29 protein-coding genes are annotated in these 24,213 nt (G+C 47.2%); 26 read left to right on the top strand and 3 right to left on the bottom strand.

Features of this window, described 5'->3' with window-relative positions:
- Positions 1-70 precede the first annotated feature (70 nt).
- From ylxM to GT1_RS01330, 8 genes are read left to right on the top strand one after another with little or no spacing between them, the layout of a single operon-like run.
- Positions 71-439, top strand: coding sequence for a YlxM family DNA-binding protein (ylxM, locus tag GT1_RS01365; protein WP_223225989.1), 369 nt, complete (start codon positions 71-73; stop codon positions 437-439).
- A gap of 5 nt (positions 440-444) precedes the next feature.
- Complete coding sequence (ffh, locus tag GT1_RS01360; RefSeq protein WP_188396827.1) at positions 445-1,785, top strand: signal recognition particle protein; 1,341 nt, start codon at positions 445-447, stop codon at positions 1,783-1,785.
- A 49-nt stretch (positions 1,786-1,834) separates the two neighbouring features.
- Positions 1,835-2,107: a 30S ribosomal protein S16 gene (gene rpsP, locus GT1_RS01355; RefSeq protein WP_188396825.1), complete on the top strand. Its 273-nt coding sequence runs from the start codon at positions 1,835-1,837 to the stop codon at positions 2,105-2,107.
- A 27-nt stretch (positions 2,108-2,134) separates the two neighbouring features.
- Complete coding sequence (locus GT1_RS01350) at positions 2,135-2,362, top strand: KH domain-containing protein (protein ID WP_075754989.1); 228 nt, start codon at positions 2,135-2,137, stop codon at positions 2,360-2,362.
- Between the two features lie 38 nt (positions 2,363-2,400).
- A complete protein-coding gene (locus tag GT1_RS01345; protein ID WP_075754991.1) occupies positions 2,401-2,817 on the top strand; it encodes a YlqD family protein in 417 nt (138 codons plus the stop codon).
- 1 nt (position 2,818) lies between these two features.
- Entirely contained in the window at positions 2,819-3,322 is a 504-nt protein-coding gene (gene rimM, locus GT1_RS01340; protein WP_223225988.1) for a ribosome maturation factor RimM, read from the top strand.
- Between the two features lie 10 nt (positions 3,323-3,332).
- A complete protein-coding gene (trmD, locus tag GT1_RS01335; RefSeq protein ID WP_188396821.1) occupies positions 3,333-4,079 on the top strand; it encodes a tRNA (guanosine(37)-N1)-methyltransferase TrmD in 747 nt (248 codons plus the stop codon).
- 2 nt (positions 4,080-4,081) lie between these two features.
- Positions 4,082-4,654: an RNA methyltransferase gene (locus tag GT1_RS01330; protein WP_188396819.1), complete on the top strand. Its 573-nt coding sequence runs from the start codon at positions 4,082-4,084 to the stop codon at positions 4,652-4,654.
- A gap of 114 nt (positions 4,655-4,768) precedes the next feature.
- Here GT1_RS01330 and GT1_RS01325 read toward each other — a convergent pair whose 3' ends face one another.
- Entirely contained in the window at positions 4,769-5,593 is an 825-nt protein-coding gene (locus GT1_RS01325; protein ID WP_188396817.1) for an IS3 family transposase, read from the bottom strand.
- Between the two features lie 49 nt (positions 5,594-5,642).
- Positions 5,643-5,933 carry a transposase gene (locus tag GT1_RS01320; protein WP_188396815.1) on the bottom strand — a complete coding sequence of 97 codons (291 nt, stop codon included), beginning with the start codon at positions 5,931-5,933 and terminating at the stop codon, positions 5,643-5,645.
- Positions 5,934-6,129: 196 nt separating this feature from the next.
- Between GT1_RS01320 and rplS the strand changes: the two genes are divergently transcribed.
- The 11 genes from rplS to GT1_RS22620 all read left to right on the top strand — a co-directional run bounded on the left by rplS (position 6,130) and on the right by GT1_RS22620 (position 14,941).
- On the top strand, positions 6,130-6,471 hold the full coding sequence (gene rplS / locus GT1_RS01315; RefSeq protein ID WP_075754999.1) for a 50S ribosomal protein L19: 342 nt from the start codon (positions 6,130-6,132) through the stop codon (positions 6,469-6,471).
- A 90-nt stretch (positions 6,472-6,561) separates the two neighbouring features.
- Positions 6,562-7,089, top strand: coding sequence for a signal peptidase I (lepB, locus tag GT1_RS01310; RefSeq protein ID WP_075755001.1), 528 nt, complete (start codon positions 6,562-6,564; stop codon positions 7,087-7,089).
- An 83-nt stretch (positions 7,090-7,172) separates the two neighbouring features.
- Positions 7,173-8,024 carry a ribosome biogenesis GTPase YlqF gene (gene ylqF / locus GT1_RS01305; protein ID WP_188396813.1) on the top strand — a complete coding sequence of 284 codons (852 nt, stop codon included), beginning with the start codon at positions 7,173-7,175 and terminating at the stop codon, positions 8,022-8,024.
- Positions 8,025-8,449: 425 nt separating this feature from the next.
- Positions 8,450-9,196 (top strand): type I methionyl aminopeptidase, encoded by a 747-nt coding sequence (gene map, locus GT1_RS01300; RefSeq protein WP_188396811.1) that lies wholly within the window; start codon positions 8,450-8,452, stop codon positions 9,194-9,196.
- A 196-nt stretch (positions 9,197-9,392) separates the two neighbouring features.
- Positions 9,393-10,184, top strand: a complete 792-nt coding sequence (locus GT1_RS01295) for a ribonuclease HII (RefSeq protein ID WP_188396809.1) — start codon at positions 9,393-9,395, stop codon at positions 10,182-10,184.
- A 28-nt stretch (positions 10,185-10,212) separates the two neighbouring features.
- On the top strand, positions 10,213-10,503 hold the full coding sequence (locus tag GT1_RS01290) for an EscU/YscU/HrcU family type III secretion system export apparatus switch protein (RefSeq protein WP_075755007.1): 291 nt from the start codon (positions 10,213-10,215) through the stop codon (positions 10,501-10,503).
- A gap of 19 nt (positions 10,504-10,522) precedes the next feature.
- Positions 10,523-10,879, top strand: coding sequence for a YraN family protein (locus GT1_RS01285; RefSeq protein WP_188396807.1), 357 nt, complete (start codon positions 10,523-10,525; stop codon positions 10,877-10,879).
- Positions 10,880-11,057: 178 nt separating this feature from the next.
- Positions 11,058-12,587, top strand: a complete 1,530-nt coding sequence (locus GT1_RS01280; RefSeq protein ID WP_075755010.1) for a YifB family Mg chelatase-like AAA ATPase — start codon at positions 11,058-11,060, stop codon at positions 12,585-12,587.
- A 122-nt stretch (positions 12,588-12,709) separates the two neighbouring features.
- A complete protein-coding gene (locus tag GT1_RS01275; RefSeq protein ID WP_188396805.1) occupies positions 12,710-13,264 on the top strand; it encodes a LemA family protein in 555 nt (184 codons plus the stop codon).
- A 23-nt stretch (positions 13,265-13,287) separates the two neighbouring features.
- Positions 13,288-14,055 carry a YgcG family protein gene (locus GT1_RS01270; RefSeq protein ID WP_188396803.1) on the top strand — a complete coding sequence of 256 codons (768 nt, stop codon included), beginning with the start codon at positions 13,288-13,290 and terminating at the stop codon, positions 14,053-14,055.
- A gap of 46 nt (positions 14,056-14,101) precedes the next feature.
- A complete protein-coding gene (locus GT1_RS22620; protein WP_304626244.1) occupies positions 14,102-14,941 on the top strand; it encodes a methyl-accepting chemotaxis protein in 840 nt (279 codons plus the stop codon).
- A gap of 128 nt (positions 14,942-15,069) precedes the next feature.
- Here the strand turns inward: GT1_RS22620 and GT1_RS01260 are convergent, their stop codons facing one another.
- Positions 15,070-16,122: a nicotinate phosphoribosyltransferase gene (locus GT1_RS01260; RefSeq protein WP_188396801.1), complete on the bottom strand. Its 1,053-nt coding sequence runs from the start codon at positions 16,120-16,122 to the stop codon at positions 15,070-15,072.
- Between the two features lie 123 nt (positions 16,123-16,245).
- On the opposite strand from GT1_RS01260, the gene folP reads away from it, so the two are divergent.
- The 7 genes from folP (at position 16,246) to trmFO (ending at position 24,191) form a co-directional block, all read left to right on the top strand.
- Positions 16,246-17,451 (top strand): dihydropteroate synthase, encoded by a 1,206-nt coding sequence (gene folP / locus GT1_RS01255; RefSeq protein ID WP_188396799.1) that lies wholly within the window; start codon positions 16,246-16,248, stop codon positions 17,449-17,451.
- 11 nt (positions 17,452-17,462) lie between these two features.
- Positions 17,463-17,831: a dihydroneopterin aldolase gene (gene folB / locus GT1_RS01250; protein WP_075755022.1), complete on the top strand. Its 369-nt coding sequence runs from the start codon at positions 17,463-17,465 to the stop codon at positions 17,829-17,831.
- Positions 17,828-18,349, top strand: coding sequence for a 2-amino-4-hydroxy-6-hydroxymethyldihydropteridine diphosphokinase (gene folK / locus GT1_RS01245; RefSeq protein ID WP_188396797.1), 522 nt, complete (start codon positions 17,828-17,830; stop codon positions 18,347-18,349). Before folB ends, folK begins: the two co-directional genes overlap by 4 nt.
- Positions 18,342-19,469 (top strand): glycosyltransferase, encoded by a 1,128-nt coding sequence (locus tag GT1_RS01240; RefSeq protein WP_223225987.1) that lies wholly within the window; start codon positions 18,342-18,344, stop codon positions 19,467-19,469. The genes folK and GT1_RS01240 overlap by 8 nt, the downstream gene beginning before the upstream one ends.
- Positions 19,470-19,622: 153 nt before the next feature.
- Positions 19,623-20,711, top strand: coding sequence for a DNA-processing protein DprA (dprA, locus tag GT1_RS01235; RefSeq protein ID WP_188396793.1), 1,089 nt, complete (start codon positions 19,623-19,625; stop codon positions 20,709-20,711).
- Positions 20,708-22,903 (top strand): type I DNA topoisomerase, encoded by a 2,196-nt coding sequence (gene topA, locus GT1_RS01230; protein WP_223225986.1) that lies wholly within the window; start codon positions 20,708-20,710, stop codon positions 22,901-22,903. The genes dprA and topA overlap by 4 nt, the downstream gene beginning before the upstream one ends.
- Positions 22,896-24,191 (top strand): methylenetetrahydrofolate--tRNA-(uracil(54)-C(5))-methyltransferase (FADH(2)-oxidizing) TrmFO, encoded by a 1,296-nt coding sequence (gene trmFO, locus GT1_RS01225; protein WP_255430385.1) that lies wholly within the window; start codon positions 22,896-22,898, stop codon positions 24,189-24,191. The genes topA and trmFO overlap by 8 nt, the downstream gene beginning before the upstream one ends.
- The last annotated feature ends 22 nt before the right edge of the window (positions 24,192-24,213 follow it).

Here is a 24,213-nt window from a genome sequence, read left to right as displayed (position 1 = left end):
TACTTTGTGTTTTTGTATATAATCTGTGGTGTAAAGGAATTTCCCTTGTCATCATAGGCAGGTGAGCGTTATGGACCATATGTTAAATAAAGTGCTGAGAGTAGGTCAATTGTATGATTTCTATAATGCGCTCCTGACCGAAAAACAGCGTGACTGTCTTAATATGCACTATCTGCAGGATCTGTCACTGGCTGAAATTGCCGAACAATTTGGTGTGTCACGCCAAGCGGTGCATGACATTTTACGCCGGGCTGAACAGACCCTGGAAGAATATGAAGCTAAATTAGGACTGGCTGCCCGTTATCATGAAGAACGTACGCTGCTTGCTGAAGTTGTCAGTAATTTGGAGCAGCTGCCGCACCAGATTCGGCAGTTACCTGAGCTGCGCTGCGCCTTGACTAAATTAAGTGTATTGTTAGAAGACACCCGGGAGGTGTAACATAAATGGTTTTTGAAAGTTTGGCCGATAAGCTCCAGCAAACATTTAAAAAGTTGCGTGGCAGGGGCAAACTCTCGGAAAGTGATGTTGCTGATGCTCTTAAAGAGGTGCGGATGGCCCTCTTGGAAGCTGACGTCAATTTTAAAGTAGTAAAAGACCTGATTGCAAAAATCAAAGAACGGGCCATAGGCCAGGAAGTATTGGAAAGCCTAACGCCTGCTCAACATGTTATAAAGATTGTAAATGAAGAATTAACCAACCTGATGGGTGGTACCCAGAGCCGCATTGCCATTGCGTCCCGCCCCCCGACAGTCATTATGCTGGTGGGCTTGCAGGGCGCAGGTAAGACGACAACAGCCGGTAAACTGGCACATCTGCTCAAACGTCAGGGCAAGCGGCCGCTGATGGTGGCTGCCGATATTTATCGTCCGGCTGCGATCAAGCAGTTGGAGGTACTGGGGCAGCAGCTGGAGATTCCGGTATTCACTATGGGGCAGGAAAACCCGGTCAATATTGCTAAAAAAGCCGTGGATCAAGCCCTGATGATGGCTCGCGACATTGTGATTATTGATACCGCCGGTCGTTTGCACATTAATGAAGAGCTTATGAATGAGCTGAAATCCATTAAGCAAACGGTCAAGCCTCATGAAATTTTACTGGTCGTTGATGCGATGACCGGACAAGATGCCGTTAATGTGGCCGAGTCCTTTAATAATGACCTTGGCATTGACGGCATTATCCTGACAAAACTTGATGGTGATGCCCGTGGCGGGGCCGCTCTCTCCATTAAGGCAGTTACCGGCCAGCCAATAAAATTTGCCGGCATGGGTGAAAAACTGGATGCTCTGGAACCCTTTCATCCTGACCGGATGGCCTCGCGTATTTTAGGGATGGGCGATGTACTTAGCCTCATTGAAAAGGCTGAATCGACGCTTAACCTGGAAAAAGCGGAGGAAATGCAGAAAAAACTTCGCAAAGCAGAGTTTACGCTGGATGATTTCCTCGAACAGATTGAACAAGTGCGCAAATTGGGGCCGCTTGATCAAATTCTCGGCATGATTCCCGGTATGGGCAAGCTTAAACAGCTGCAAGGCATGGATATTGACGATAAAGAAGTCAAACATATCATTGCCATTATCCGGTCGATGACCGCCAAAGAACGGCGTGACCCGTCGATACTCAACGGCAGCCGCCGCAAGCGGATTGCTCTTGGCAGCGGTACGCGGGTACAAGATGTTAATCGCCTGCTAAAACAATTTGGTGAAGCCAAAAAGATGATGAAACGCATTCAGGAAATGCAAAAGAGCGGCAAGAAGCCAAACTTTAAGCTTCCCTTTATGAATTAAATCATCTGAAGATACATTTTGGGATACTCTAAAAAGGAGGTGACTTATTATGGCAGTTAAAATTCGCTTAAAGCGTATGGGCGCAAAAAAACGTCCTTTCTACCGTGTAGTAGTAGCTGATTCCCGTTCGCCACGGGATGGCCGCTTTATTGAAAACCTGGGTCATTATGATTCCACTACTGAACCGGCAGTTATCAAGATTGACGAGGAAAAAGCCATCGCATGGCTGCAAAAAGGCGCTCAACCTACCGATACTGTTAAAAACCTGTTCAGCAAAACCGGCATCCTGAAAAAATGGGATGAAGTAAAGCGTTCTAAGTAAAGTGTAGAAACGAGGCGTGATAACTGCATGAAAGAATTAGTCGAAGTTATCGCCAAAGCGTTAGTGAAAAACCCGGAGCACGTCAATGTTAACGAAACAACCGATAATTTGGGTACAGTCTATGAACTGCATGTGGCCCCGGAAGACATGGGGAAAATCATTGGCAAGCAAGGACGTATTGCCAAAGCTATCCGCACTGTGGTTAAAGCTGCCGCCACCCGGGAAAACAAACGAGTAATGGTGGAAATAATATAATTAAAACCTGTTAAGCTGAAACCAAAGGGGTGGAATTAATGGCCAACGTTGAAAACTTGACAATTAAGTGCCCGGTAACCGTTAAAGCCAAAGTAACAGAGGATCTTAAAGCGCACTTGGCGGCTGAAATTCAGGAAGCTATCAGAAAAGCCGATTTAGAACTCCAGCAAATCGAATTTCATGCTAAACGCATGATGACCGAGCAAGCCAAGCAAGATGCCCAGGGGCTGGTAGGTTTGCGCCAGCAAATTGATGCCGAGCGGCAAAAACGGCTTGATTTTAAAAATCATATGCTGGAAAAGCTAAAGGAAACAGCACAACTGGAAATCGGTGCGGAAGTCGTTCAGGGTACTATGGATAGAGTTGTTACAGTAAGTATTGGTGATGACCTCCACAAACTGATGGCAACGGAAATTTTGCTGGAAGATGGCAAAATTATTGCCTTCCGCAACTAATATGTCTGGCCCCGATCTGATTACTATCGGTAAAATTGTTGCCCCGCACGGTGTGCGGGGTGACGTTCGTATATTGCCGCTAACTGATTTTCCTGACCGATTCCATGATCTTACAACCGTATTTGTCGATGATGTTGGCCAGCTGAAGCTGGAGTCAGCCAGGCAGCATAAAAAGATGATCCTGCTCAAATTTTCCGGATTTGATTCTATGAATGACAGTGAACGCCTGCGAGGCAAACTAATTAAAATCGGCCGGCAGGATGCAGTCAAACTGCCGGAAGGACAATATTATATTTTTGATATAATAGGCCTTACTGTCGTTACCGAAGACGGTGAACAGCTTGGCAGTATAACCGATGTCCTGCAGCCGGGTAGTAACGATGTGTATGTTGTAAAACAGCAAGACAACAAAGAACTGCTGCTCCCGGCCATTAAAGAAGTTGTTAAGAAAATTGACATTGCCGGAAAACAGATGGTAGTCAAACTTCAGGAAGAAATGGACTAACAGAGGTTTTATGCGTATTGATATTATTTCGTTATTTCCCGATATGTTTGCCGGTCCACTAGGGCACAGCATCCTCAAACGGGCGCAGGATAGCGGACATATCGCTGTTCATGTAACCAATCCCCGGGATTTTACTTATGATAAGCATCATATTGCCGACGACTATCCTTTTGGCGGTGGTTCGGGTATGGTTATGAAACCGGAACCGATATTCCGTGCAGTGGAAAACGTAGTATGTACAGCTAAGCTTACGCGCCGGCGGATTGTACTGATGTGTCCGGGCGGACAAGTTTTTGATCAGGCTAAAGCCAGGGAACTGGCCGGCTATGAGCAGTTAATCCTTGTCTGTGGCCACTATGAAGGTATTGATGACCGGATACGCCAGCATGTGGTTGACGAGGCTGTTTCCATCGGTGATTATGTGCTGACAGGCGGGGAATTGCCTGCAATGGTCATTACCGATGCGGTTGCGCGGATGCTTCCGGGAGTGCTTGGCGCCGATGATGGCGCGCAGCAGGATTCCTTTTATAACGGTTTGCTCGAATATCCGCAATATACGCGCCCGCGTCAGTTCAATGGCTGGGAAGTGCCGGAGGTGCTGCTCTCAGGCGATCATGCCAAAATTGAAAGATGGCGGCGGAAAGAGTCGCTGCGGGCAACGCTTTTGCGCCGGCCGGATTTGCTGGCCGGGATGGAGCTAAGTTCTCTTGACCATAAGCTGTTGGAAGAAATAAAGACTGAGCAGGCTGGAGGCTGATTATGGCATTGCCTGTATATATTGGCTTGGTGCATCATCCTATTTACAATAAAAATAATGAGATAGTAACCACCGCCATTACGAATTTTGATATCCATGATATTGCCCGTACCTCCAGGACGTATGATTTGATCAAGTATTTTATCATTCATCCTCATGACAGCCAGAAAGCATTGGCCGAAGAAATTATCGGCTACTGGCAGGAGGGCTACGGCGGGCAGTATAATCCTGACCGCAAAGAGGCCTTAAGCATAGTGGAAGTTATCCCCGATATTGCGGCAGCTGTCGAGTATGTTGCGGCCAGGGAAGGTGTATGCCCTATAATTGTTACCACCGACGCCCGTAAGTATGAAAATACAGTCTCCTATAGGAGACTGCGGCAGGAGATAGCAGCCGGCATACCCTGCCTGCTGCTGTTTGGAACAGGTTGGGGTATGGAGAATTCAGTAATGAAGCAGTTTGATTATATATTAGAACCGATTTACGGACCGGGAACCTATAACCATCTGCCTGTGCGTGCGGCAGTTGCCATTATACTTGACCGGTTGCTGGGCGAACATTGGTGGGCTGAGTAAACTTGTCCAGCTAAAGCTGGACATTGGGGATTCAGAGGGGGACTCTACCTACCTGAATCTAGAAAGAGGTAACTCCACCTTCTAGAAGGTGGAGTATTATTGAACCATATTGGCCTACGCGGACAGATTAAATGGCGAGTTTCTTCTGATCTCGTAGCATAGCGGCGAAATGCCACCCAAGGCACTATGTCTTCTACGTGTATTGTAATAGCTGATCCAGGCCTCGATACTGGCCGCAGCCTGCCCTAGCGTAGCAAAGGACCGTTTTTTAACATGCTCCACTTTTAAAAGCCGGAAGAAGGATTCCATCGGGGCGTTATCATAGGGATTGCCTTTCCGGCTCATGCTGCCAAGGATGTTATGTTCTTTCAGCAAGTCTTTATGCTTGTTCGATGTGTATTGACTTCCCCGGTCGGAGTGATGGATGAGACCTTCAGCAGGTTTTTCTTTTACAATGGCCATCCTAAGCGCTCTACAAGCAAGGTCTGCTGTAGGGCGACTGCCCAGAGCCCAGCCAACTATTTTGCGTCTGGCTAAATCTAAGACACAAGCTAAATAACACCACTGGCCGCCCACCCGGATATAGGTGATGTCAGCCAGCCACACTCTGTTTATTTCTTGCACCTCAAAGTTTTGATTTAACAGGTTGTCAAAGGCTTGTTCATTCGGGTCAGCTTTGGTTGTTTGCGGTTTGTATTTGCTTTTGATCTGGGCTTTGATGCTGTGAGCATGCATGATTCGTTGTACTTTGCTGCGCCCGATGATAATCCCTTTGTCGTTTAATTCTTCATAGACCTTTTGAACGCCGTAATTGTGATCATGCTCTCGTTCAATCTGACGAATATGAGCCACTACTACAGCATCCCGATCGTGGGTTTTCAGGAACCGGCTTTCACCCAGGCGTAATATCCGCTTCTGGCTACCTTTAAAATGCGGCATAAATCGCTAACAGCATATTGGGAGCGGTAATCGTAGATAAACTGATATCTTATTTGCTGTTTTTGGCGAAGTATACCGCTGCTTGCTTTAAAATAGCGACTTCATTCTCTAGTTCCTTAATGCGTCGTTGCGCTTTACGGATTTCATCCTCATCGGGCTTGAGATTCCCTGATCCGGGAAAAGCATGTTCTGGATCACTTTTATATTGTTGAATCCATTTATAGATCGTAGTTTCGTGAATTCCTAGTTCCGCTGCCAAACTGGGGCAGGTTCGAGCTCCACTTAGATAGAGTTTCACGATATCTTTTTTGAACTCTGCATCAAATCGCTGACCTTTCATGTTGGACACCTCCTGGCTTTATTGTACCAGCCATTCTTGATGTCCGCAAAAGGCATTACGGTTCATATGATACATTATCCAAACTTTTGCAATCGATTAGTTGAGTTGCCGGATAATATGTGCTATAATACATTTTGTGTAATACGGACGGTCCTCTGCGCACTGGTATGAACGTCTGATATAAGGAGGAAATAAAATGAATATTATTCAAATTTTGGAACAAGAACAATTGCGGCAAGACATCCCGTCTTTCAAGGCAGGCGACACCGTGCGTGTACACGTAAAAGTTGTTGAGGGCAGCCGTGAACGTATTCAGGTTTTCGAAGGTGTAGTAATCAACCGCCAAGGGGGCGGTGTGCGGGAAACTTTTACTGTAAGACGCATATCTTATAATGTAGGTGTAGAGCGTACTTTCCCGGTACATTCTCCGCGTATTGAAAAAATCGAAGTAATGCGCCGCGGTATTGTCCGCAGAGCCAAGCTTTACTATCTGCGCAACCTTACTGGTAAGGCCGCCCGTATTAGAGAAAAACGCTAAATCGACAGGTACTCAGGGACTGATTTCAGTCCCTTTTCTTCATATCACCCCTGAATGTAAGGTATCCCCTATTGCGGAAGGAGTAAGACTGTGAGTACTACCAATCTGGGTGAAGAAATAAAAGACTGGGTTATATCGATTCTGATAGCTATCGTTTTGGCTTTTTTTATCCGGTATTTTATTGTCGAATTATACATGGTCGAGGGACCGTCTATGCGGCCCACCCTGGTTAATGGCGAACGACTGGTTGTTAATAAATTTATTTATCGGTTTAAGGCACCCGAACGGGGCGAAATATTAGTTTTTCGCTATCCCCGTGATCCGAGCCGTGACTTTATTAAGCGGGTAATCGGCGTGGCAGGGGATACTGTTGAGATTAAAGACAGCAGAGTTCTCCTTAATGGACAACTATTAAACGAGCCATATATATTAGAGCGTACCCGGGGGTCGTATCCGGCAGTTACCGTTCCGGAAGGGCACATTTATGTAATGGGCGATAATCGCAACAATTCCGAAGACAGTCGCTTTAAAGACGTTGGTTTTGTGCCGTTAGAGCTTATTAAAGGCAAAGCCATTACTGTTTTTTGGCCGCTTGATCACATAAAAACCTTGCCCTAGTATCTTGTCAGCTCTAAAACGGTAGAATAATGGCAAGGCTACTTTAATATCATTTATGTTTCTTAGGTGAGGAGTGTGATGTAATGCACATTCATTGGTTTCCCGGCCATATGGCCAAAGCCCAGCGAATGATTACCAAACAACTCAGTCTTATTGATGTTGTTATTGAACTGCTGGATGCGCGTATTCCCATAAGCAGTGCTAATCCCATGATTGCCGAAATTGTTGGCGACAAACCCAGGATAGTGGCGCTTAATAAGGCCGACTTGGCTGAAACGGCGCAAACAACACTCTGGATTAATCATTTCCGCAGTCAGGGCTTAACAACCGTAAGTATCGATGCCGCCAGCGGCAAGGGTATGAAAGAACTGGTCAACAAAGTGGAACAAGAGGCTAGCGAAAAAATTGCTAAGCTGACTGCTAAAGGGATAAAAGGTCGGCCGGTAAGAGCCATGATTCTCGGTATCCCCAATGTTGGCAAATCTTCGCTCATCAACAGGCTGTTAGGTACGGCAACGGCCAAAACCGGCGACAGGCCTGGTGTAACGCGGGGACAACAGTGGCTAAAAGTTGGCAAAAACCTCGAATTGTTAGACACTCCCGGCGTATTATGGCCGAAGATGGATGACCAGGAAGTAGCTTTTAAACTGGCTGCTACCGGCGCGATTAAAGATGACATATATGATATGGAAAAAGTCATCCTCAGGCTTCTGGAAATATTGCGGGATAACTATAGCAGCCGATTATGCGAGCGGTATAAATTAACGCAGGAACTGCTGGTTGAGGATGCCACTGAGCTGTTAGCGCTCATCGGAGCCAAGCGGGGCTGCTTACGCAGCGGCGGCGTGGTAGATGAAGAAAAAGCCAGAAGAATTATTCTGACCGATTTTCGTTCCGGTAAGCTGGGGCAGTTTACCCTTGACAGTCCCAACTGACAACAGAAAGACAATATACCCTTTAAGGCTAGAAGGAACGGCTAAACACTGTGTTGGCCGTTCTATTGTTTAATATCTCTGTTCAGTTTCCGGCTGGCAAGCAAAAGCATATATAACGTGCTAACTATTTTTGCAGGCGATGGTGTATTGGCAAAAGCGAAAGTCAAACGCCAGTGGTGGAGCGTTGTCAATGCACCACCCGCCTGCGCCTGCCAGATTTTTTAACGCGGAATATACAGCATGCTGAACTGCTTGTTCTCAAGTAAAGCGGGAGCGCCATTGTGTATTAGCAGGGTTTGGCGGGAGCAGGTGGAATAGCAATTAAATAATAAGACAACAGGGAAATCTATAAAAGTCCACATAGCGAAAACATGCTTTAATATCGGCAGTTTGCCTTAGGCATGCTGTGCGAAAGGAGAATCTAAATGATTATATTCAAATCAGACAGAGAGATTCAAATTATGAGAGAGGCCGGTAGGATTGTGGCTCAGTGTCATGCTGCTTTAAAAGAACATATTCAACCGGGAATTACTACTAAGGAATTGGACCGAATTGCTGAAAATTTTATTCAACAAACGGGAGCAACCCCTAGCTTCAAAGGTCATCATGGATTTCCTGCGTGTATTTGTACATCAATCAATGATATTATTTGTCATGGAATACCGGATCAGACGGAGTTAAGAGCCGGTGATGTCATTACGATTGATATCGGCGTTAAGTTAAATGGATATCATGGCGATTCAGGCTGGTCTTATGCTGTTGGGCAGGTAAGGCCGGAAATAGATCAATTGATGAAGGTCACAAAAGAATGCCTGGATTTGGGCATTCAACAGGCCAGGCCAGGGAAGCGGATCGGCGATATTGGCGCTGCTATTCAAACTTATGCCGAAGGGTATCAATATGGCGTTGTTCGTGAATTTTGTGGTCACGGCATCGGACGGGATTTGTGGGAAGAACCGGAGATTCCTCATTATGGACGGGCTGGCAGAGGTCCGTTAATTAAACCGGGAATGGTAATTGCCATTGAACCGATGATTACAAATGGCGGATGGCAGGCGCAAATCGATAAAGATGGCTGGACGGCGCGGACTGTTGACCATTCTATTTGCATTCAATATGAACACACTATTGCCGTATTGGAGGATGAGACTATTATTTTAACGCAGCTGTAAAATACCTATATTCCAAGTTGTTAGTGGTAATAATGCTCTTGATTACTAAACCTATGTTGAGCCACCCCTGGCGGCAGGAGACACAAGAACGGCCGAACAATTTTGGCCGTTCTATTATTCTTGCCTTAAACAGGCAGGATTTGTAAGTTGAATCAAGAATATGTAAAAATATATAATAAGTTTTGGGGGACTGGTTTTGGATACGGCACAGATGACGGTGGCACAAATAACTTCATTATTAGCAAAAGAAGATATTTCCCTACATATAATAGATGCATTAAAACAGGATGCCCGGGTATCGGTGCAGCGGCTTGCAGATAAATGGGAATCTCGGCGGCAAAGGGAACTGCAGGAAAAAGTGCGCATTAGCGCATTATACAAACATGAACGGCAGTTGCAAAGTGCGGGCTATAGTTTAGTTGCCGGTATTGACGAAGCCGGCAGGGGGCCTTTAGCAGGGCCGGTAGTAATTGCCGGTGTGATTTTACCGCCTGATTGTTATCTGCCGGGGTTAAATGATTCGAAAAAACTTTCAGCTGCGCAGCGGGAAAAACTATATGAGGATATTAACCGGGTTGCCAGCGCGGTGAACCGCTGTATCATTAGTGTGGAAACAATTGATGAACTTAATATCTATCAAGCTACCGTGAGCGGCATGTACCAAGTCATTGAAAACATGTTGCCATCACCGCAGGCAGTATTGATAGATGCCGTACCGTTATCACTTACGATGCCCTCCCGGTCAATTATTGGCGGCGATCAGGTCAGTGCTTCCATTGCGGCGGCTTCCATCATTGCTAAAGTAGAGCGGGATCACATCATGAATCAGCTTGATAGCCAATACCCCATGTATGGGTTTAGTCGCAATAAAGGCTATGGTACGCAAGAACATATGGATGCGCTGGAAAAATACGGGCCATGCAGGCATCATCGCCAAAGCTTTGCACCGGTTAGGGCTGTTGGACTACCGGCTAATCGCGTAGGGTAATTATATTTGCCGCGGAGGAGATACTATTTTGCCAGAGCAAGAGCGTGACAAAATAACCCAGGCAGTTGCACTGCAATATGATGAACTGGAAAATAAAGCACCGCGAGTAATCGCAAAAGGTGCAGGCTTTGTTGCCGGCAAGATTTTAAGCTCGGCCCAAGAACATGGAATTCCGGTATATCAGAACAAAACACTTACAGGCATGCTTATGGCTGTTGAACTGGACAGGGAAATACCGCCTGAACTGTATCAGGCTGTTGCTGAAGTTTTGGCATATATTTACCGTTTGGACCAGCAAATAGGCAAGCAGCGTAAGTGACAGGCCGGCGGAGGATGTTATGAACCATATTGACGTTGGCAACAAAGGTGAACAGTCTGCTGCAAGCTATCTGGGCAGGCTTGGGTATAAAATTATTGCTACCAAATACCGGGCAAAAACCGGTGAAATCGATATTATTGCTAAAGATAAAGAGTGCCTGGTTTTTGTCGAGGTCAAGACCAGACGCTCAGTTGCTTATGGGTTTCCGGCTGAGGCCGTTAATGTGAGGAAACAGCAAAAAATAATAAATACGGCACTGTGTTTTCTCAACCAGCGCGGTCTTGCAGATGCCGCTTGCCGTTTCGATATTCTGGAAGTGTATTTATCTCAGGATTCTATTCGCTGCAATCACATAATAAATGCTTTTGGCAGTTAATTTACTGTGGGGGTAACTAGTACCTCATCTTTCTTAAAACCGATGGAATAGGTTGCGCAGATTTTTTCGCAATGCAAGGCGGAGGAGCCGCGCATATCGGGAATATGTAAGGCGACGACAACGAAGCAGTGCGGGAAAAGCGCAAAATATCCTTGGTTTTGAGGGAGATGAGGTACTAGTGTTTGCACAAACTTTCGGCTCTACGACCTTAGGCTTACATGGTGTGCTGATAACTGTTGAAGTGGATATTGCCAATGGCATTCCTGGTCTTGATATTGTAGGTTTGCCTGATACGGCTGTACGTGAATCCCGTGAACGGGTACGGGCAGCCATCAAGAATAGCGGCTTTGAGTTTCCGTCCCGCCGTATTACTGTTAATTTGGCACCTGCCGATATCAAGAAGGACAGCTCAGGACTGGACTTACCCATTGCGGTAGGCATATTGGCGGCAAGTGGCCAGATTAACCCTGCCAATTGCCGGAATCAGGTATTTGCGGCAGAGCTGTCTTTAGACGGAAGGCTGCGGGCTATATCCGGGATATTATCGATGGCGGCTAACTGCCGGAGTAATACTATCGAGGAAATGATTGTCGCGCCGGAAAACGCTCAGGAAGCATTGCTTGCCGGAGATTTAACCGTATATGCCCCGGAAACGCTGGACGGGGTTGTTAAACATCTTGCTGGTGAGACGGTACTGTTCCCGGCAATTTCCCGGCTGCCGGCAAGCCAGGCTGTTGATTCGGCACTTGATTTTGCTGATGTACAAGGCCAGGTTGTTGCCAAGCGGGCCCTTGAAATTGCCGCTGCCGGCTTTCATAATGTTATAATGTCGGGGCCGCCGGGTTCGGGCAAAACCATGCTGGCCAGACGGCTTCCTTCAATACTGCCTGCCATGACCCCCCAGGAAGCGCTTGAAGTTACCAAAATTTACAGTGTGGCCGGAATGCTGAAAAACAATATGGGGCTGGTTACTGAGCGCCCTTTCCGCAGTCCGCATCATACTGTTTCCACCGCCGGTATGATTGGCGGCGGCAGTATACCGAGGCCGGGTGAAGTCACCCTGAGCCATAATGGCGTCCTATTCCTGGATGAATTGCCTGAGTTTCCGCGGACGGTGCTTGAAGTCCTGCGTCAACCGCTTGAAGATGGGGAAGTTACCATTTCGCGGGTTAATGCTACATTATCCTATCCGGCAAAAATAATGCTTATTGCCGCACTCAATCCCTGTCCCTGCGGCTTTAGCTCGGATCCGGTTCAGGAATGTTCGTGTACACCGGCCGATATTCGCCGTTATCAGAAGAGAATCTCAGGGCCGCTGCTTGACCGGCTGGACATAATAATCCATGTGCCGCGTCTGGAATATAACGATCTGGTCAAAGATAGTCCGCAGGAGTCATCGGTTACTATCCGGCAGCGGGTAGAAGCCGCCAGATGGATTCAAGAGGAACGTCTCAAAAGTATCGGACTTTATGCAAATGCTCAAATGCAGCACAAGCATATTAAAACCTTATGTCAGCTTATGCCGGATGCGAGAAACCTGCTAAAGCAGGCTTTTGCCAGAATGAATCTCAGCGCTCGCGGCTATGACCGGATCATAAAAGTAGCTCAGACCATTGCCGATTTACAGCAGTCAGCCCGGATTTCGGCAGAGCATATTGCGGAAGCCATTCAATTTCGCAGTGACTTTCAATTTATTTCCAGGAAATAAATTGAATTAAACAAAATATCTCGCATTCCGCTTTTGCCAACGCACCATCTGCCTGCAAGAAATTTAACGCGTTGTATATAGATATAATAAACAGGAGACTGTAAAGTTAAAAGGAGGTTTTTATGAATAAGTCGGTATGGATTATTATCGCCATTGTCGGGGCGCTCCTGGTCAGCGCCATGTTTAGCTACAATACCCTGGTTGGCATGAATGAAAATGTTACCGGCAAGTGGAGTCAGATTGAAAACCAGCTGCAACGCCGGGGCGACTTGATTCCTAACCTGGTTAATACGGTAAAAGGCTACGCCGCGCACGAACAACAAGCCATTCAGGCTGTTGCCGATGCGCGTGCCAAGTTGGCCGGCGCCCAAGGGCCGGCGGGCAAAGCGGCAGCCGATGGTGAACTTAATTCTGCTCTCAGCAGACTCCTGATGGTGGCGGAAAATTACCCCAACCTTAAGGCTGATGCTAATTTCCGGGCGCTGATGGATGAACTCAGCGGAACAGAAAATCGCATTGCCGTAGCGCGTAAAGACTATAATGACGCGGTGCAAGTCTATAATGTAAAAATACGTTCACTGCCGACAAGCTTATTTGCCGGAATGATGGGCTTTGGGCCTAAAGAATACTTTACAGCGGAAGAAAGTGCTAAACAAGTTCCCCAGGTTAACTTTTAAATTGCCAGGCGGGGGGATGGCTTATGAATAAAAGGCTGGCTTGGCTGACGTTAATCGCATGCTTATCCTTATTGATGATATCTGCTGTTTGGGCTCAGCCGAAAATTCCGCCGACACCAACGCAGAGCATATATGTTCAAGACCACGCCGGCGTACTGGATGCGGCAACAAAGAGTAAAATTAACAGCTTGGGCACTAAGCTGGCAGCTAAGACCAAAGCGCAGATTGTAGTATTGACGGTAAAATCACTGGAAGGGGCATCCTTGGAAGAGTATGCCTTAGCCGTACTTAGGCACTGGGGGATCGGGGACAAAGCGCTAAACAACGGTGTCCTGATGCTGGTGGCTGTAAATGACCGGCAGTCGCGGATTGAGGTAGGCTACGGACTGGAAGGGGCACTCAATGACGCTAAAACCGGTATGATACAAGATAGTTACATGATACCTTATTTTAGTACCGGTGATTATAATCAGGGAATCTGGAACGGTTATCAGGCCTTGGTAAGTATTACCGCCGCCGAGTATAAGACAGACATCAGTACCGATGCAAAAGCCGTAAAAACACAGTCTGTGCAAGAGCAATCCTGGTGGGATACCTTGCCTTGGTGGGCTCAACTGGCAATTGCTGCCGGAATGCTAGGCCTATTTATTGTTGACTGGGTATTTTTTGGGGGCAGCATTACCTACCTTATTCTCTCCCTGCTGCGATCCCGCGGTGGTGGCGGTGGCGGCGGCGGCGGTGGCTTTGGCGGGGGTTCGGGCGGCGGCGGCGGGTCAAGCCGCAGATGGTAGCAGGAATATAATATTCCACAGCATTCAGTGAGAAAAGGAAGGGGTTATGATGGCAGAAGTTTCACTGTTGGAGTGCTTTACCCGGGTGGCAAAATACATTCCTCAGCTAGTCAATGGCAAAGTCGGCATGGTGGTGAGTGACCGGAACAAATGGCTGGTATCTTATTCGATTCCTGAGCTGGAAGGGCAAGTGGTTGTCGGGGAACCGCTCAAGCCAGGCTCTGCTGCTCAACAAGCCATACAGCGGCGGCAGCGGGTCGTTACGGCAGTTGGCAGTGAAGTCTATGGTATTCCCTATGTTGCCGTCAGTCTGCCGGTTATGAATGAGCAGGGGGAAGTCATTGGCGCTGTAGCTATCCATGAATCACTGGAGCGTCAAACCATGCTGGAAACTGCCGCAAAGCAACTTTCTGATTCTGCGGTTGAGATGTCTTCGGCCATTCAAGCCGTTTTGGCTCAGGCAGAAGAACTGGCTGCCAGCAGCCGGTTTCTAAAAGACCTTTCAGTTGCCGCCAACAAGCAAGTAACCGATACTGATGCAGTTGTCGGGTTTATTAAAAACGTAGCCAGTCAGACCAATCTTCTGGGACTCAATGCTGCTATTGAAGCTGCCAGAGTTGGCGAAATGGGAAAAGGTTTTGGCGTGGTAGCGGAGGAAGTGCGCAAACTGGCTGCCAATAGTGCCGGTTCAGCCACGCAAATTACCAGTATTCTGGATAACATCAAACAGTCTATTGAAAAAATTACCGGCGAGATTGAGCAGGTTGATTCTGTTACCGAACATCAGGCAAAAACCATTCAGAACCTGACAGCCCACAGCCAAATGCTGATGGCAATGTCGGAACAGCTTGCCGGGATGGCTTCCACTGTAAATCATAAAAAGTGAATGCCTGAAAAGTCGACTACCTCCGTAATACTCCCCTATGCGGCAAACGGAGGGGTAGTGTGGTTAAGCGGCGGACAAAAAAAGGGTTGTGGCAACTTGAATTCAAGTTATCCACAACCCTTTTTTTACTATTCCACCAATGTCAGGCGGGGGTTTGGCCGGTAGCTGCGGCCCACTTTGGAACAAGGCTTGTCATCGACCATAACAATATCGGCGGTAAAGTTGATATTGTCATTAAACAAACTGCTGCCTACCGCATAAATGTCTACAGGTACGCCGGCGGTTTCAAACTGGCGGATGCGTTCAGCATTGAAGCCGCCGGAAACCATGATTTTTACATGGTTAAAGCCTTCTGCATCCAATGCCTGGCGGACATTCAGCACCAATTGCGCGCAGACACCGGTAGGTTTAAAAGTACTCATCTGGGGGATGACAGATACGTCGACAAGATTATCGGCAGTATCGAGGCGGACTGCCCATAACGCATCGCCTAATTCTCTGGCCACTGCCAGGGATGTAGCAACACAGTCGTTAGAAAAATCAACAAGCGCTACCCGGTTTATCCGCGGATCAACATGCTGGTCAAAGGCTTTGGTGGCTTTGACGGTATCGCCGCCATATGTGGCAATTAGGGCATGAGGAATGGTGCCCAGTGCTTCGGCGCCCCAAAGAGCACCATTGGCCGGAGTGGATACTCCGTGAACGCCGCCAATATGGGCCGCATAACCATCAGAGGTTTGCACTGCATAATGATCAAAGCGTGACGGGAAGAACAACACCGGCTTGCCATTGACGGCTGCAACTACTTTGCGTACATTGGTCGCAATTTTAGTTTGACGGGATAGTGCACCTAAATAAACGGTTTCCAAATGAGAAAAGTCAGCTAAGTCTCCTTCAATTGTCATAACCGTTTCCCATGGTTCAACCGAATCCCCGTCATGCAGGGCATGAATTGTCAGACTTTCGGGATTATGTGCGCACTTTTTAATTATAGCAATGGCTTCATCTACACCGCAAACAACAGCATGCTGACGTTGAAAAACCTGCATGACTACCTTAGGCCGGTGATTGTCTTTGATGAGGATTTCCTGGGTACGCACGAAATAATTGTCACTAAAAAAACCGCTTTTTATTTGCTCAACAGGAAGATTGAAAAGATCAGGCGATAAGCGTTGTTTCATTAGAGGCCTCCTAGATATTGCAAATTGAATAACAAATTTCTAAAATTTGCATAATAATATTTATTCTACATAATTTTATGATACAATAAAATTACATTTTGCCGCAATAGGGGAGGAGCGTTAATGCGATACAATATGCGAATAATTGAAATAAAAAACCAGGAACAGGCCCGGAAGGAGCTGGCAAAAGTCAATTGTGATCCTGGCGGTATGGCTATTATGTCCAATAAAATTGTGCACAAGACAGTAAAAGTCGAGCATGTATTAAGTAAAGCTTCGCTCATTTTAAAACAGACTTTTCTTTCTAAAGGCGGCGAGGCAGCGGTTACCAGAGGCGCAGCCGATTTTAGCGATGAGTATACAGATGTATTGTTAAGCGGCAGCTTAAAACACTTTAAGCAAGCCATTCCCCAGCTTAAGGGTCAGCCATGGGGACTGGGGCAATTAGCTAAAGAGTTAGAGGCTATCATCGCCGCCGGTGAAAATTTTCCGCATCGCGCCTATCAGTTGGGACAGCATAGCCTGGCAATTACTCCGGGGAAAACGCTGGTAATGGGGATTTTGAACTTTACGCCTGATTCATTTTCAGATGGCGGCAAGTTTAATACTCTTGACTCGGCCATGCGGCATGCCGAACAAATGCTTAAAGACGGTGCCGATATTATTGACATCGGCGCCGAGTCTACCAGGCCATACGGCTCGCAGAAGATTTCCGCCGAAGAGGAGTTAGACAGGTTAATGCCTGTGCTGGAGAAAATATTAGCCAATTTTAGTGTGCCTGTTTCTGTCGATACTTATAAAGGCAGTGTTGCCAGGGAGGCACTTAAAGCCGGGGCACACATCATTAATGATATCTGGGGACTGCAGTTTGATCCGGAAATGGCTAAAGTAGTTGCCGAATATAATGTGCCGGTGGTAGTTATGCATAATCAGGAGGGCACCTATTACGAGCGGGACATTATGTCACATCTCCTGGAATTCTTGCGTAAGAGTATCGAAATTGGTATGGCGGCCGGTATTGACGCCAAGAATTTTATTATTGATCCAGGCATTGGCTTTGGCAAAGGGCTGCCGGAAAACCTGGCCGTACTGGCACGGCTGGAAGAATTGAATTCACTGGGCTGCCCGGTATTGCTCGGCACTTCACGCAAAAAGTTTATCGGTGAAATTTTGGATGCATTGCCTGATGACCGGGTAGAGGGAACAGGGGCCAGTGTCGTATTGGGAATTATCAAGGGTGCGGCACATATTGTCCGGGTGCATGATGTAAAAGCTATAGCCCGCATGGCCCGTATGACAGATGTAATGCTAAATGCCAAATATCAATAGGGGGAGTAGCAATGAGTCATAAAATATCTTTAAAAAATATGGTATTTTACGGTTTCCACGGGGTATATGAGTTTGAGAGGGAATTGGGACAGCGTTTTTATGTAGATCTTGATATGAAAGCCGATTTAAGGCAAGCCGGCGTAAATGACAGGCTTGAAGAAACCATAGATTATGTTTCTGTATATAACCAGACTAAAGAAATAGTGGAAAATCATCGCTTCCAATTACTGGAGGCATTATCCTACCACATTGCCGGGGAGGTTTTGCGCTTGCACCCTCTGGTCGAGGAAGTTACCGTCAGGGTACGCAAACCATCGGTGCCCATTGCCGCTGCTCTTGATTGTGTGGAAGTGGAAGCCGTCCGGAGACGTGGCGAATGATTTTTTTAGGGTTGGGTTCTAATATAAGCAACAATACTACCAGAGAAGATAATATTGCCACCGCTATCAGCCTGCTGGACAGGCATGCGCGCATTACCGTGACAAAAGTATCCTCACTTTATGAAACTGAGCCGGTAGGACTGAAGGAGCAGCCAAGCTTTCTGAATGCGGTAATTGCCATTGATACTGATTTACCGCCGCTGGAATTACTTGCCGTTTGTCTTGCTGCTGAGCAAAAAATGGGAAGAGTTCGCGAGGTCCGATGGGGACCGCGTAATATTGATGTTGATCTTTTAGCATATCATAATGTGGAAATGGCCGTTCAGGCACTTGAACTACCGCATCCCCGTATGCCTGACAGAAGGTTTGTATTGATTCCACTGGCCGAGATTGCCGGCAATGTACCTATATTTAAGGGACAAACAGCGCAGGAATTGCTGGCTGTCAGTCCGGACGACAGTCAGGTTACCCTGTATGGCCGGCTCTCAGCGTCCAGGCAGGGGAACGGCATTGGCTGACAATAAGGTTCTGTTTATGAGCGCGCCGGTCGGTGCCGGGCATATCCGGGCGGCACAAGCAGTCAGTCAGATGCTCAAAATGACTGACACTGCCTGCCAGACTGAACTCTGCAACGTGTTTGATTTTTTTCACCCAAGTATTGGACAGGCGATACTCAAAAGCTATTTAAAAATACTGGATATATTTCCGCAGGCTTACGCAGCCATGTATAGCTGGGGTAATCAAAGCCGGTTGGCTTTGATGGGACGGGACTTGGTCAGCCGGTTTCTTGCCAGGCGCCTGGAGGAGTATATCAGAAGTTTTCAACCATCGGTCATTGTATGTACCCACGCTACCCCGGCGGGGCTGGTGGCCTGGTGTAAAAAGCACGGCCTGCTCACAGTTCCGGCGGTAGCCATTGTCACAGATTTTGTTACCCACCGGCTATGGGTTTATCCGGAGTTGGACCATTATTTTGTGGCCCATGCCGGCATGGTGGAGTACTTAGGTCAATACGGGGTTGCGCAGGAAGCTGTTACTGTCACCGGCATTCCGGTAAGTCTGGCGTTTAGCCAACAGGGTGACAGGAGCCAAATACTCAATAAGCTTACGCTTTCTTCAGACAGGAAAACCATCCTGATTATGGGAGGCGGGGCCGGCGTCCTGCCTATGGACAGCATCCTGGATATGTGTATGGAAATTGATAAACCGTTGCAGTTTATCGCAATTGCCGGCAATAACCGGCAATTGTATCGAAAACTCATGCGCTTTGCCGCAGCAGCCAAGCATCCTGTAAGGATTTTGGGTTATATTGACAATGTGCATGAAATTATGAGCGCTGCCGATTTATTAATCTCTAAACCCGGCGGTATGAGTGTATCTGAGGCGTTGGCTCTGGGGGTACCGCTTATTATCTACCGGCCAATACCGGGGCAGGAAGAAGCAAATACCCGCTACTTATTAGCCAGGCGGGCAGCGTTTAGGGCTGATTCGCTGCCGGAGTTAAAAACTATTTTGCTGAATTTGATGGCAGGCGAGCATGGCGAGCTTAGCCGGTTACAGCAGCGGGCTGCAGCAGTTGGCTGCCCTGATGCGGCTAAAAATATAGTTAATTTTTTAGTTAATAAGTATTTTTATTAATTAAAAGCTAAAATATTGTAAAAAAATATTTAAATTGGGACTCCTGGCTCTTGACCTTTGGATTTTATCCCAGTTATAATTGCAAGTACTATGACTTACCAGGTGCTTGCTATGTTTTGGCGGTTTAATGCCAGCTAATGTGGAGGAACTGATATGGAACAATTTTACTTGGCTGCTCTGCAAATGGTGCCAGGTATCGGCAGTTCACGCATGAAGGTCTTGATTGATTATTTTGGTAGCGCCCGGCAGACTTGGCTAGCTGACCAGGGCGATTTATTTTTATCCAAATGTATCGATACTACTATTTGTAATAATTTACTTAGCTGCCGGGACAAGATAGATATACATAAACTGGCGGACACTTTATTTAAAAAAGGAATTTCTCTGTGTACGTTAACGGCAGACAATTATCCTTCGCTGTTGCAGAACAGTTTTAATCCGCCCTATGTACTGTATTACCGGGGGACTTTACCGGCAACCGATAAGCTGATCGCCATTGTTGGCGCCCGTAAAGCTACGGCTTATGGGAAAAATGCCGCCAGCATGTTAGCGGCAGCATTAGCTGCTGCCGGAGTAGGCATTGTCAGCGGCGCCGCGCGTGGCATTGATACTGCCGCCCATCAGGGGGCGCTGGAGCAGCAAGGGTATACCATAGCTGTACTGGGCTCCGGCGTAGATGTTGCCTATCCGCCGGAAAACAAAAATTTGCTGGCAAGCATTGCTGAAACCGGTGCGGTGGTTTCTGAATATGCGCCCGGTACCATGGCCCATCCCGGTCATTTTCCGGCCCGTAACCGCATCATTAACGCTTTGGCGCGCGGGGTTATTGTCGTGGAAGCCGCTGAAAAGAGCGGAGCCTTAATAACTGCTGATTTTGCCTTAGAAGAAGGGCGGGATGTATTTGCCGTACCTGGCAGTATTTTTGCAAACACCAGTAAAGGTGCCAATAAGCTTTTGAAGCTGGGAGCAAAGCCTGTCGATTGCGCGACCGATATTCTTGAAGAATATGGTTGGGAAAATTTTTCAGTTAAGCCAACAACGCTGGCGTTGTCAGCAGAAGAACAAGCCATATATGGGTTACTCAATTATGACGAGCCCATGAGCATTGAAGAAATTGTTACAAAGTTGAAGGTATTGCCGGCAACAGCCGCATATATATTATTGCAACTTTCATTACGGGGTTTGACGGTTGAACATAGTGCACAACGCTATACCCGTGCCGCTAGGGAGGGAATTGAGTGAGCAAAGCTCTAGTTGTAGTAGAATCCCCGGCCAAAGCCAAGACAATTGAAAAATTTCTTGGGAAAAATTACATGGTGAAAGCTTCTATGGGACATTTGCGGGATTTGCCCAAAAGTCAATTCGGGGTTGATATTGAGAACAACTTTTCACCGAAATATATTAATATCAGAGGCAAAGGCGATCTGATTAAAAGTCTGAAAGATGCAGCAAAAAATGCTGATACTGTTTATCTGGCGACAGACCCTGACCGTGAAGGGGAAGCTATTGCCTGGCATCTGGCCCATATTCTTAATCTTTCGGAGCATACTACCTGCCGCATTGAATTTAATGAAATTACTAAGCCGGCTATTCAGCAGGCTATCAAGAAACCACGCCCCATTAATCTGCCGCGGGTATATGCTCAGCAAACCAGACGGATACTTGACAGGATCGTAGGCTATAAACTTAGCCCGCTGCTTTGGCGCAAAGTGCGTAAAGGGTTAAGCGCCGGCCGGGTGCAATCGGTCACCGTTCGTCTCATTTGCGACCGGGAAAAAGAAATCCAGGCTTTTGTTCCGGAAGAGTATTGGACAATTACCGCAAAGTTAAAAGAAAAAAGTACAGCCAAAGCATTTGCTGCCGAATTATTTATGGTTGGCAGCGAAAAGCTGAATGTCAACAACCAATCGCAGGCAGAAACCATTGTTAGTGAGCTTACCCATGCCGAATATGTAGTAAGCGACGTGAAAAAGCGTGAGAGAAAGAGAAATCCATATCCTCCGTTTACCACCAGCAGCCTGCAGCAGGAGGCTGCCCGCAAATTAGGCTTTACTTCCCGCAAAACAATGATGGTTGCGCAGCAGCTGTATGAAGGCCTTGATATTGGCCGGGCCGGTCAGGTCGGTCTTATTACTTATATGCGTACCGACTCGACCCGGATAGCTGAAACTGCTCAGCAGGAAGCCAGAGCCTATATTGAAAACAAGTTTGGCGTGAGCTACCTGCCGGCTAAAGCGCCTGTCTACGCCAATAAGAAATCCCAGGACGCTCACGAAGCGGTCAGACCTACCACTCTTGAGCTGTTGCCGGAAGCTATCGGCAAAAGTTTGACCAAAGACCAGTTAAAGCTCTACACGCTTATTTGGGAAAGGTTTATTGCCAGCCAGATGACACCGGCTGTCTACGATACCCTTACCATTGAGATTACCGCCGGAAATTACAGGCTTAAAGCCACAGGCTCACAATTAAAATTTCCCGGATTCTTAGCCGCTTTTAGTGGAGCTATCGGTAAAGGCAAGGAATTGGAACAAAACTCTGACAGTGATCTTGACACAGAAACTACTTTGCCTGAACTAAAAACAGGGCAAGTTTTACAGCTTGCCAAACTGGAACCTAAGCAACATTTTACCGAACCTCCGCCTCGTTATACAGAAGCTTCCTTGGTTAAAGTACTGGAGGAAAAGGGCATCGGGCGTCCCAGCACCTATGCGCCGACCATTGAGACGATTGTTGTCCGGGGTTATGTAGAGCGTGTGGAGAAAAAGTTTCATCCTACCGATCTGGGGATTGTGGTGCTTGATCTCTTAAAACAATACTTCGAGAGAATCATTGATGTTGAGTTTACTGCCGGGATGGAAGACAAATTAGATGCTATCGCCGAAGGTGACGCCTCCTGGCTAGGTGTTTTGGAAGAATTCTATGATCCTTTTGCTAAAGATTTGAGTTTTGCCGAAGAAGCTATCGGGCAGGTGGAACTGCCTGTTGAAGTTTCCGACATTCCCTGTGAAAACTGCGGGAAAATGATGATTATTAAGCAAGGGCGGTATGGAAATTTCCTGGCATGTCCGGGTTTTCCCACTTGCCGGAATACCAAACCCATTTTGAAAGATATCGGCGTGAAATGTCCTAAATGCGGTGGTGCGGTTGTCGAGAGGAAGACTAAACGGCGCAGAATTTTTTATGGTTGTGAAAAATACCCTGAATGTGACTTTACTACCTGGGATCTGCCGTTAAACGATAACTGTCCCGTATGCGGCACCTATATGGTTCGGCATAAATATAAAAATGGCGGCTTTGCCGCTCTTTGCAGCAACGAGTCTTGCCCGTCACGGCAAACGTCTGAGAATAAAGAAACAACGAAAAAAGCAGAAGGCAAGGCAGCAAAGCCAACTTCCAAGAAGGCTTCTGCTAACCGGAGGAAAAAGAGTGGCTAAAGTTACTGTATTAGGAGCCGGACTGGCTGGCAGTGAAGCTGCCTGGCAACTGGCTGAAGCAGGCATAGCTGTAGACTTGTATGAGATGCGCCCCAAAACAATGACACCGGCCCATCAGACCGGCTTGTTTGCTGAATTGGTCTGCAGTAACTCACTGAGAGCTGATGCCGTAGAAAATGCTGTCGGACTCTTGAAAGAAGAAATGCGGCGGCTGAATTCTCTGGTTATGAAAGCGGCCGATGCTCATTCAGTTCCGGCAGGCGGGGCACTGGCAGTTGATAGAAACGATTTTAGCCGGTTTATTACCGAGACGCTGAGCAATCATCCGCGTATTTCGGTTATACCTGCCGAAGTAACAGCAATACCGGAAGACAGACCGCTGGTTATTGCTACCGGGCCGCTGACATCACCGGCTTTGTCAGAGGCTATTGCCAAGCTGACTGGTAATGATTATTTGTATTTTTATGACGCGGCTGCTCCTATTATTGCCGCCGACTCCCTTAATATGAACACTATTTACCGGGCTTCCCGCTACGGTAAGGGCGATGATGACTACCTTAACTGTCCGATGACCAAAGAACAATATGAGGTATTCTGGCACGAATTGACTCATGCAGAGACGGCAGAACGCAAAGCGTTTGAAAACATGGTTGTCTTTGAAGGGTGCATGCCGATAGAAACTATGGCTGCCAGAGGCGTGGATACCATGCGTTTCGGACCTTTAAAGCCGGTTGGGCTAAGACATCCGGAAACCGGGGAAATGCCTTATGCGGTTGTACAGCTTCGCCAGGATAATGTTGCCGCAACCCTTTATAATATTGTTGGTTTTCAGACCCACCTCAAATGGCCGGAACAACAGCGGGTTTTTAAACTCATTCCAGGCTTGGAAAACGCGGAGTTTGTCCGTTACGGAGTAATGCACCGCAACACTTATATCAACTCTCCCAAAACACTGCTCCCGACATTGCAAATGAAGGAGCAGCCAAACATTGTATTTGCCGGACAGATTACCGGTGTTGAAGGATATGTGGAGTCGGCGGCAAGCGGTCTTATCGCAGGGATTAACGCCGGCAGGATAGCCCAAGGTCTCGAACCGAAAGTTTTCCCGGAAGAGACGGCGCACGGCGCTTTGTGCCGTTATATCACAGAGGCCGATCCGTCTAATTTTCAGCCTATGAATATAAACTTTGGGCTTATACCCCCCTTAGGGCATAAGATCAGAGATAAGAAACTTAAAAACAGAGCTATTGCCGACAGGGCATTAGCGGCGCTAGAAGAATTTATTTGAATAATACGACAATAATATTGCG

Source organism: Sporomusa sp. GT1 (genome assembly GCF_014634905.1).
GTDB classification, from domain to species: Bacteria; Bacillota; Negativicutes; order Sporomusales; family Sporomusaceae; genus Sporomusa; species Sporomusa sphaeroides.
Note: the sequence above shows the minus strand (reverse complement) of the source record. Positions and strands in the feature narration are given on the sequence as shown.

What these genes read in the sequence shown, in the direction of transcription:
- ylxM (WP_223225989.1), top strand. Translation starts at nt 71, where the DNA reads ATGGACCATATGTTAAATAAAGTGCTGAGAGTAGGTCAATTGTATGAT.
- ffh (WP_188396827.1), top strand. Translation starts at nt 445, where the DNA reads ATGGTTTTTGAAAGTTTGGCCGATAAGCTCCAGCAAACATTTAAAAAG.
- rpsP (WP_188396825.1), top strand. Translation starts at nt 1,835, where the DNA reads ATGGCAGTTAAAATTCGCTTAAAGCGTATGGGCGCAAAAAAACGTCCT.
- GT1_RS01350 (WP_075754989.1), top strand. Translation starts at nt 2,135, where the DNA reads ATGAAAGAATTAGTCGAAGTTATCGCCAAAGCGTTAGTGAAAAACCCG.
- GT1_RS01345 (WP_075754991.1), top strand. Translation starts at nt 2,401, where the DNA reads ATGGCCAACGTTGAAAACTTGACAATTAAGTGCCCGGTAACCGTTAAA.
- rimM (WP_223225988.1), top strand. Translation starts at nt 2,819, where the DNA reads ATGTCTGGCCCCGATCTGATTACTATCGGTAAAATTGTTGCCCCGCAC.
- trmD (WP_188396821.1), top strand. Translation starts at nt 3,333, where the DNA reads ATGCGTATTGATATTATTTCGTTATTTCCCGATATGTTTGCCGGTCCA.
- GT1_RS01330 (WP_188396819.1), top strand. Translation starts at nt 4,082, where the DNA reads ATGGCATTGCCTGTATATATTGGCTTGGTGCATCATCCTATTTACAAT.
- GT1_RS01325 (WP_188396817.1), bottom strand. Translation starts at nt 5,593, where the DNA reads ATGCCGCATTTTAAAGGTAGCCAGAAGCGGATATTACGCCTGGGTGAA.
- GT1_RS01320 (WP_188396815.1), bottom strand. Translation starts at nt 5,933, where the DNA reads ATGAAAGGTCAGCGATTTGATGCAGAGTTCAAAAAAGATATCGTGAAA.
- rplS (WP_075754999.1), top strand. Translation starts at nt 6,130, where the DNA reads ATGAATATTATTCAAATTTTGGAACAAGAACAATTGCGGCAAGACATC.
- ylqF (WP_188396813.1), top strand. Translation starts at nt 7,173, where the DNA reads ATGCACATTCATTGGTTTCCCGGCCATATGGCCAAAGCCCAGCGAATG.
- map (WP_188396811.1), top strand. Translation starts at nt 8,450, where the DNA reads ATGATTATATTCAAATCAGACAGAGAGATTCAAATTATGAGAGAGGCC.
- GT1_RS01285 (WP_188396807.1), top strand. Translation starts at nt 10,523, where the DNA reads ATGAACCATATTGACGTTGGCAACAAAGGTGAACAGTCTGCTGCAAGC.
- GT1_RS01275 (WP_188396805.1), top strand. Translation starts at nt 12,710, where the DNA reads ATGAATAAGTCGGTATGGATTATTATCGCCATTGTCGGGGCGCTCCTG.
- GT1_RS01270 (WP_188396803.1), top strand. Translation starts at nt 13,288, where the DNA reads ATGAATAAAAGGCTGGCTTGGCTGACGTTAATCGCATGCTTATCCTTA.
- GT1_RS22620 (WP_304626244.1), top strand. Translation starts at nt 14,102, where the DNA reads ATGATGGCAGAAGTTTCACTGTTGGAGTGCTTTACCCGGGTGGCAAAA.
- GT1_RS01260 (WP_188396801.1), bottom strand. Translation starts at nt 16,122, where the DNA reads ATGAAACAACGCTTATCGCCTGATCTTTTCAATCTTCCTGTTGAGCAA.
- folP (WP_188396799.1), top strand. Translation starts at nt 16,246, where the DNA reads ATGCGATACAATATGCGAATAATTGAAATAAAAAACCAGGAACAGGCC.
- folB (WP_075755022.1), top strand. Translation starts at nt 17,463, where the DNA reads ATGAGTCATAAAATATCTTTAAAAAATATGGTATTTTACGGTTTCCAC.
- folK (WP_188396797.1), top strand. Translation starts at nt 17,828, where the DNA reads ATGATTTTTTTAGGGTTGGGTTCTAATATAAGCAACAATACTACCAGA.
- dprA (WP_188396793.1), top strand. Translation starts at nt 19,623, where the DNA reads ATGGAACAATTTTACTTGGCTGCTCTGCAAATGGTGCCAGGTATCGGC.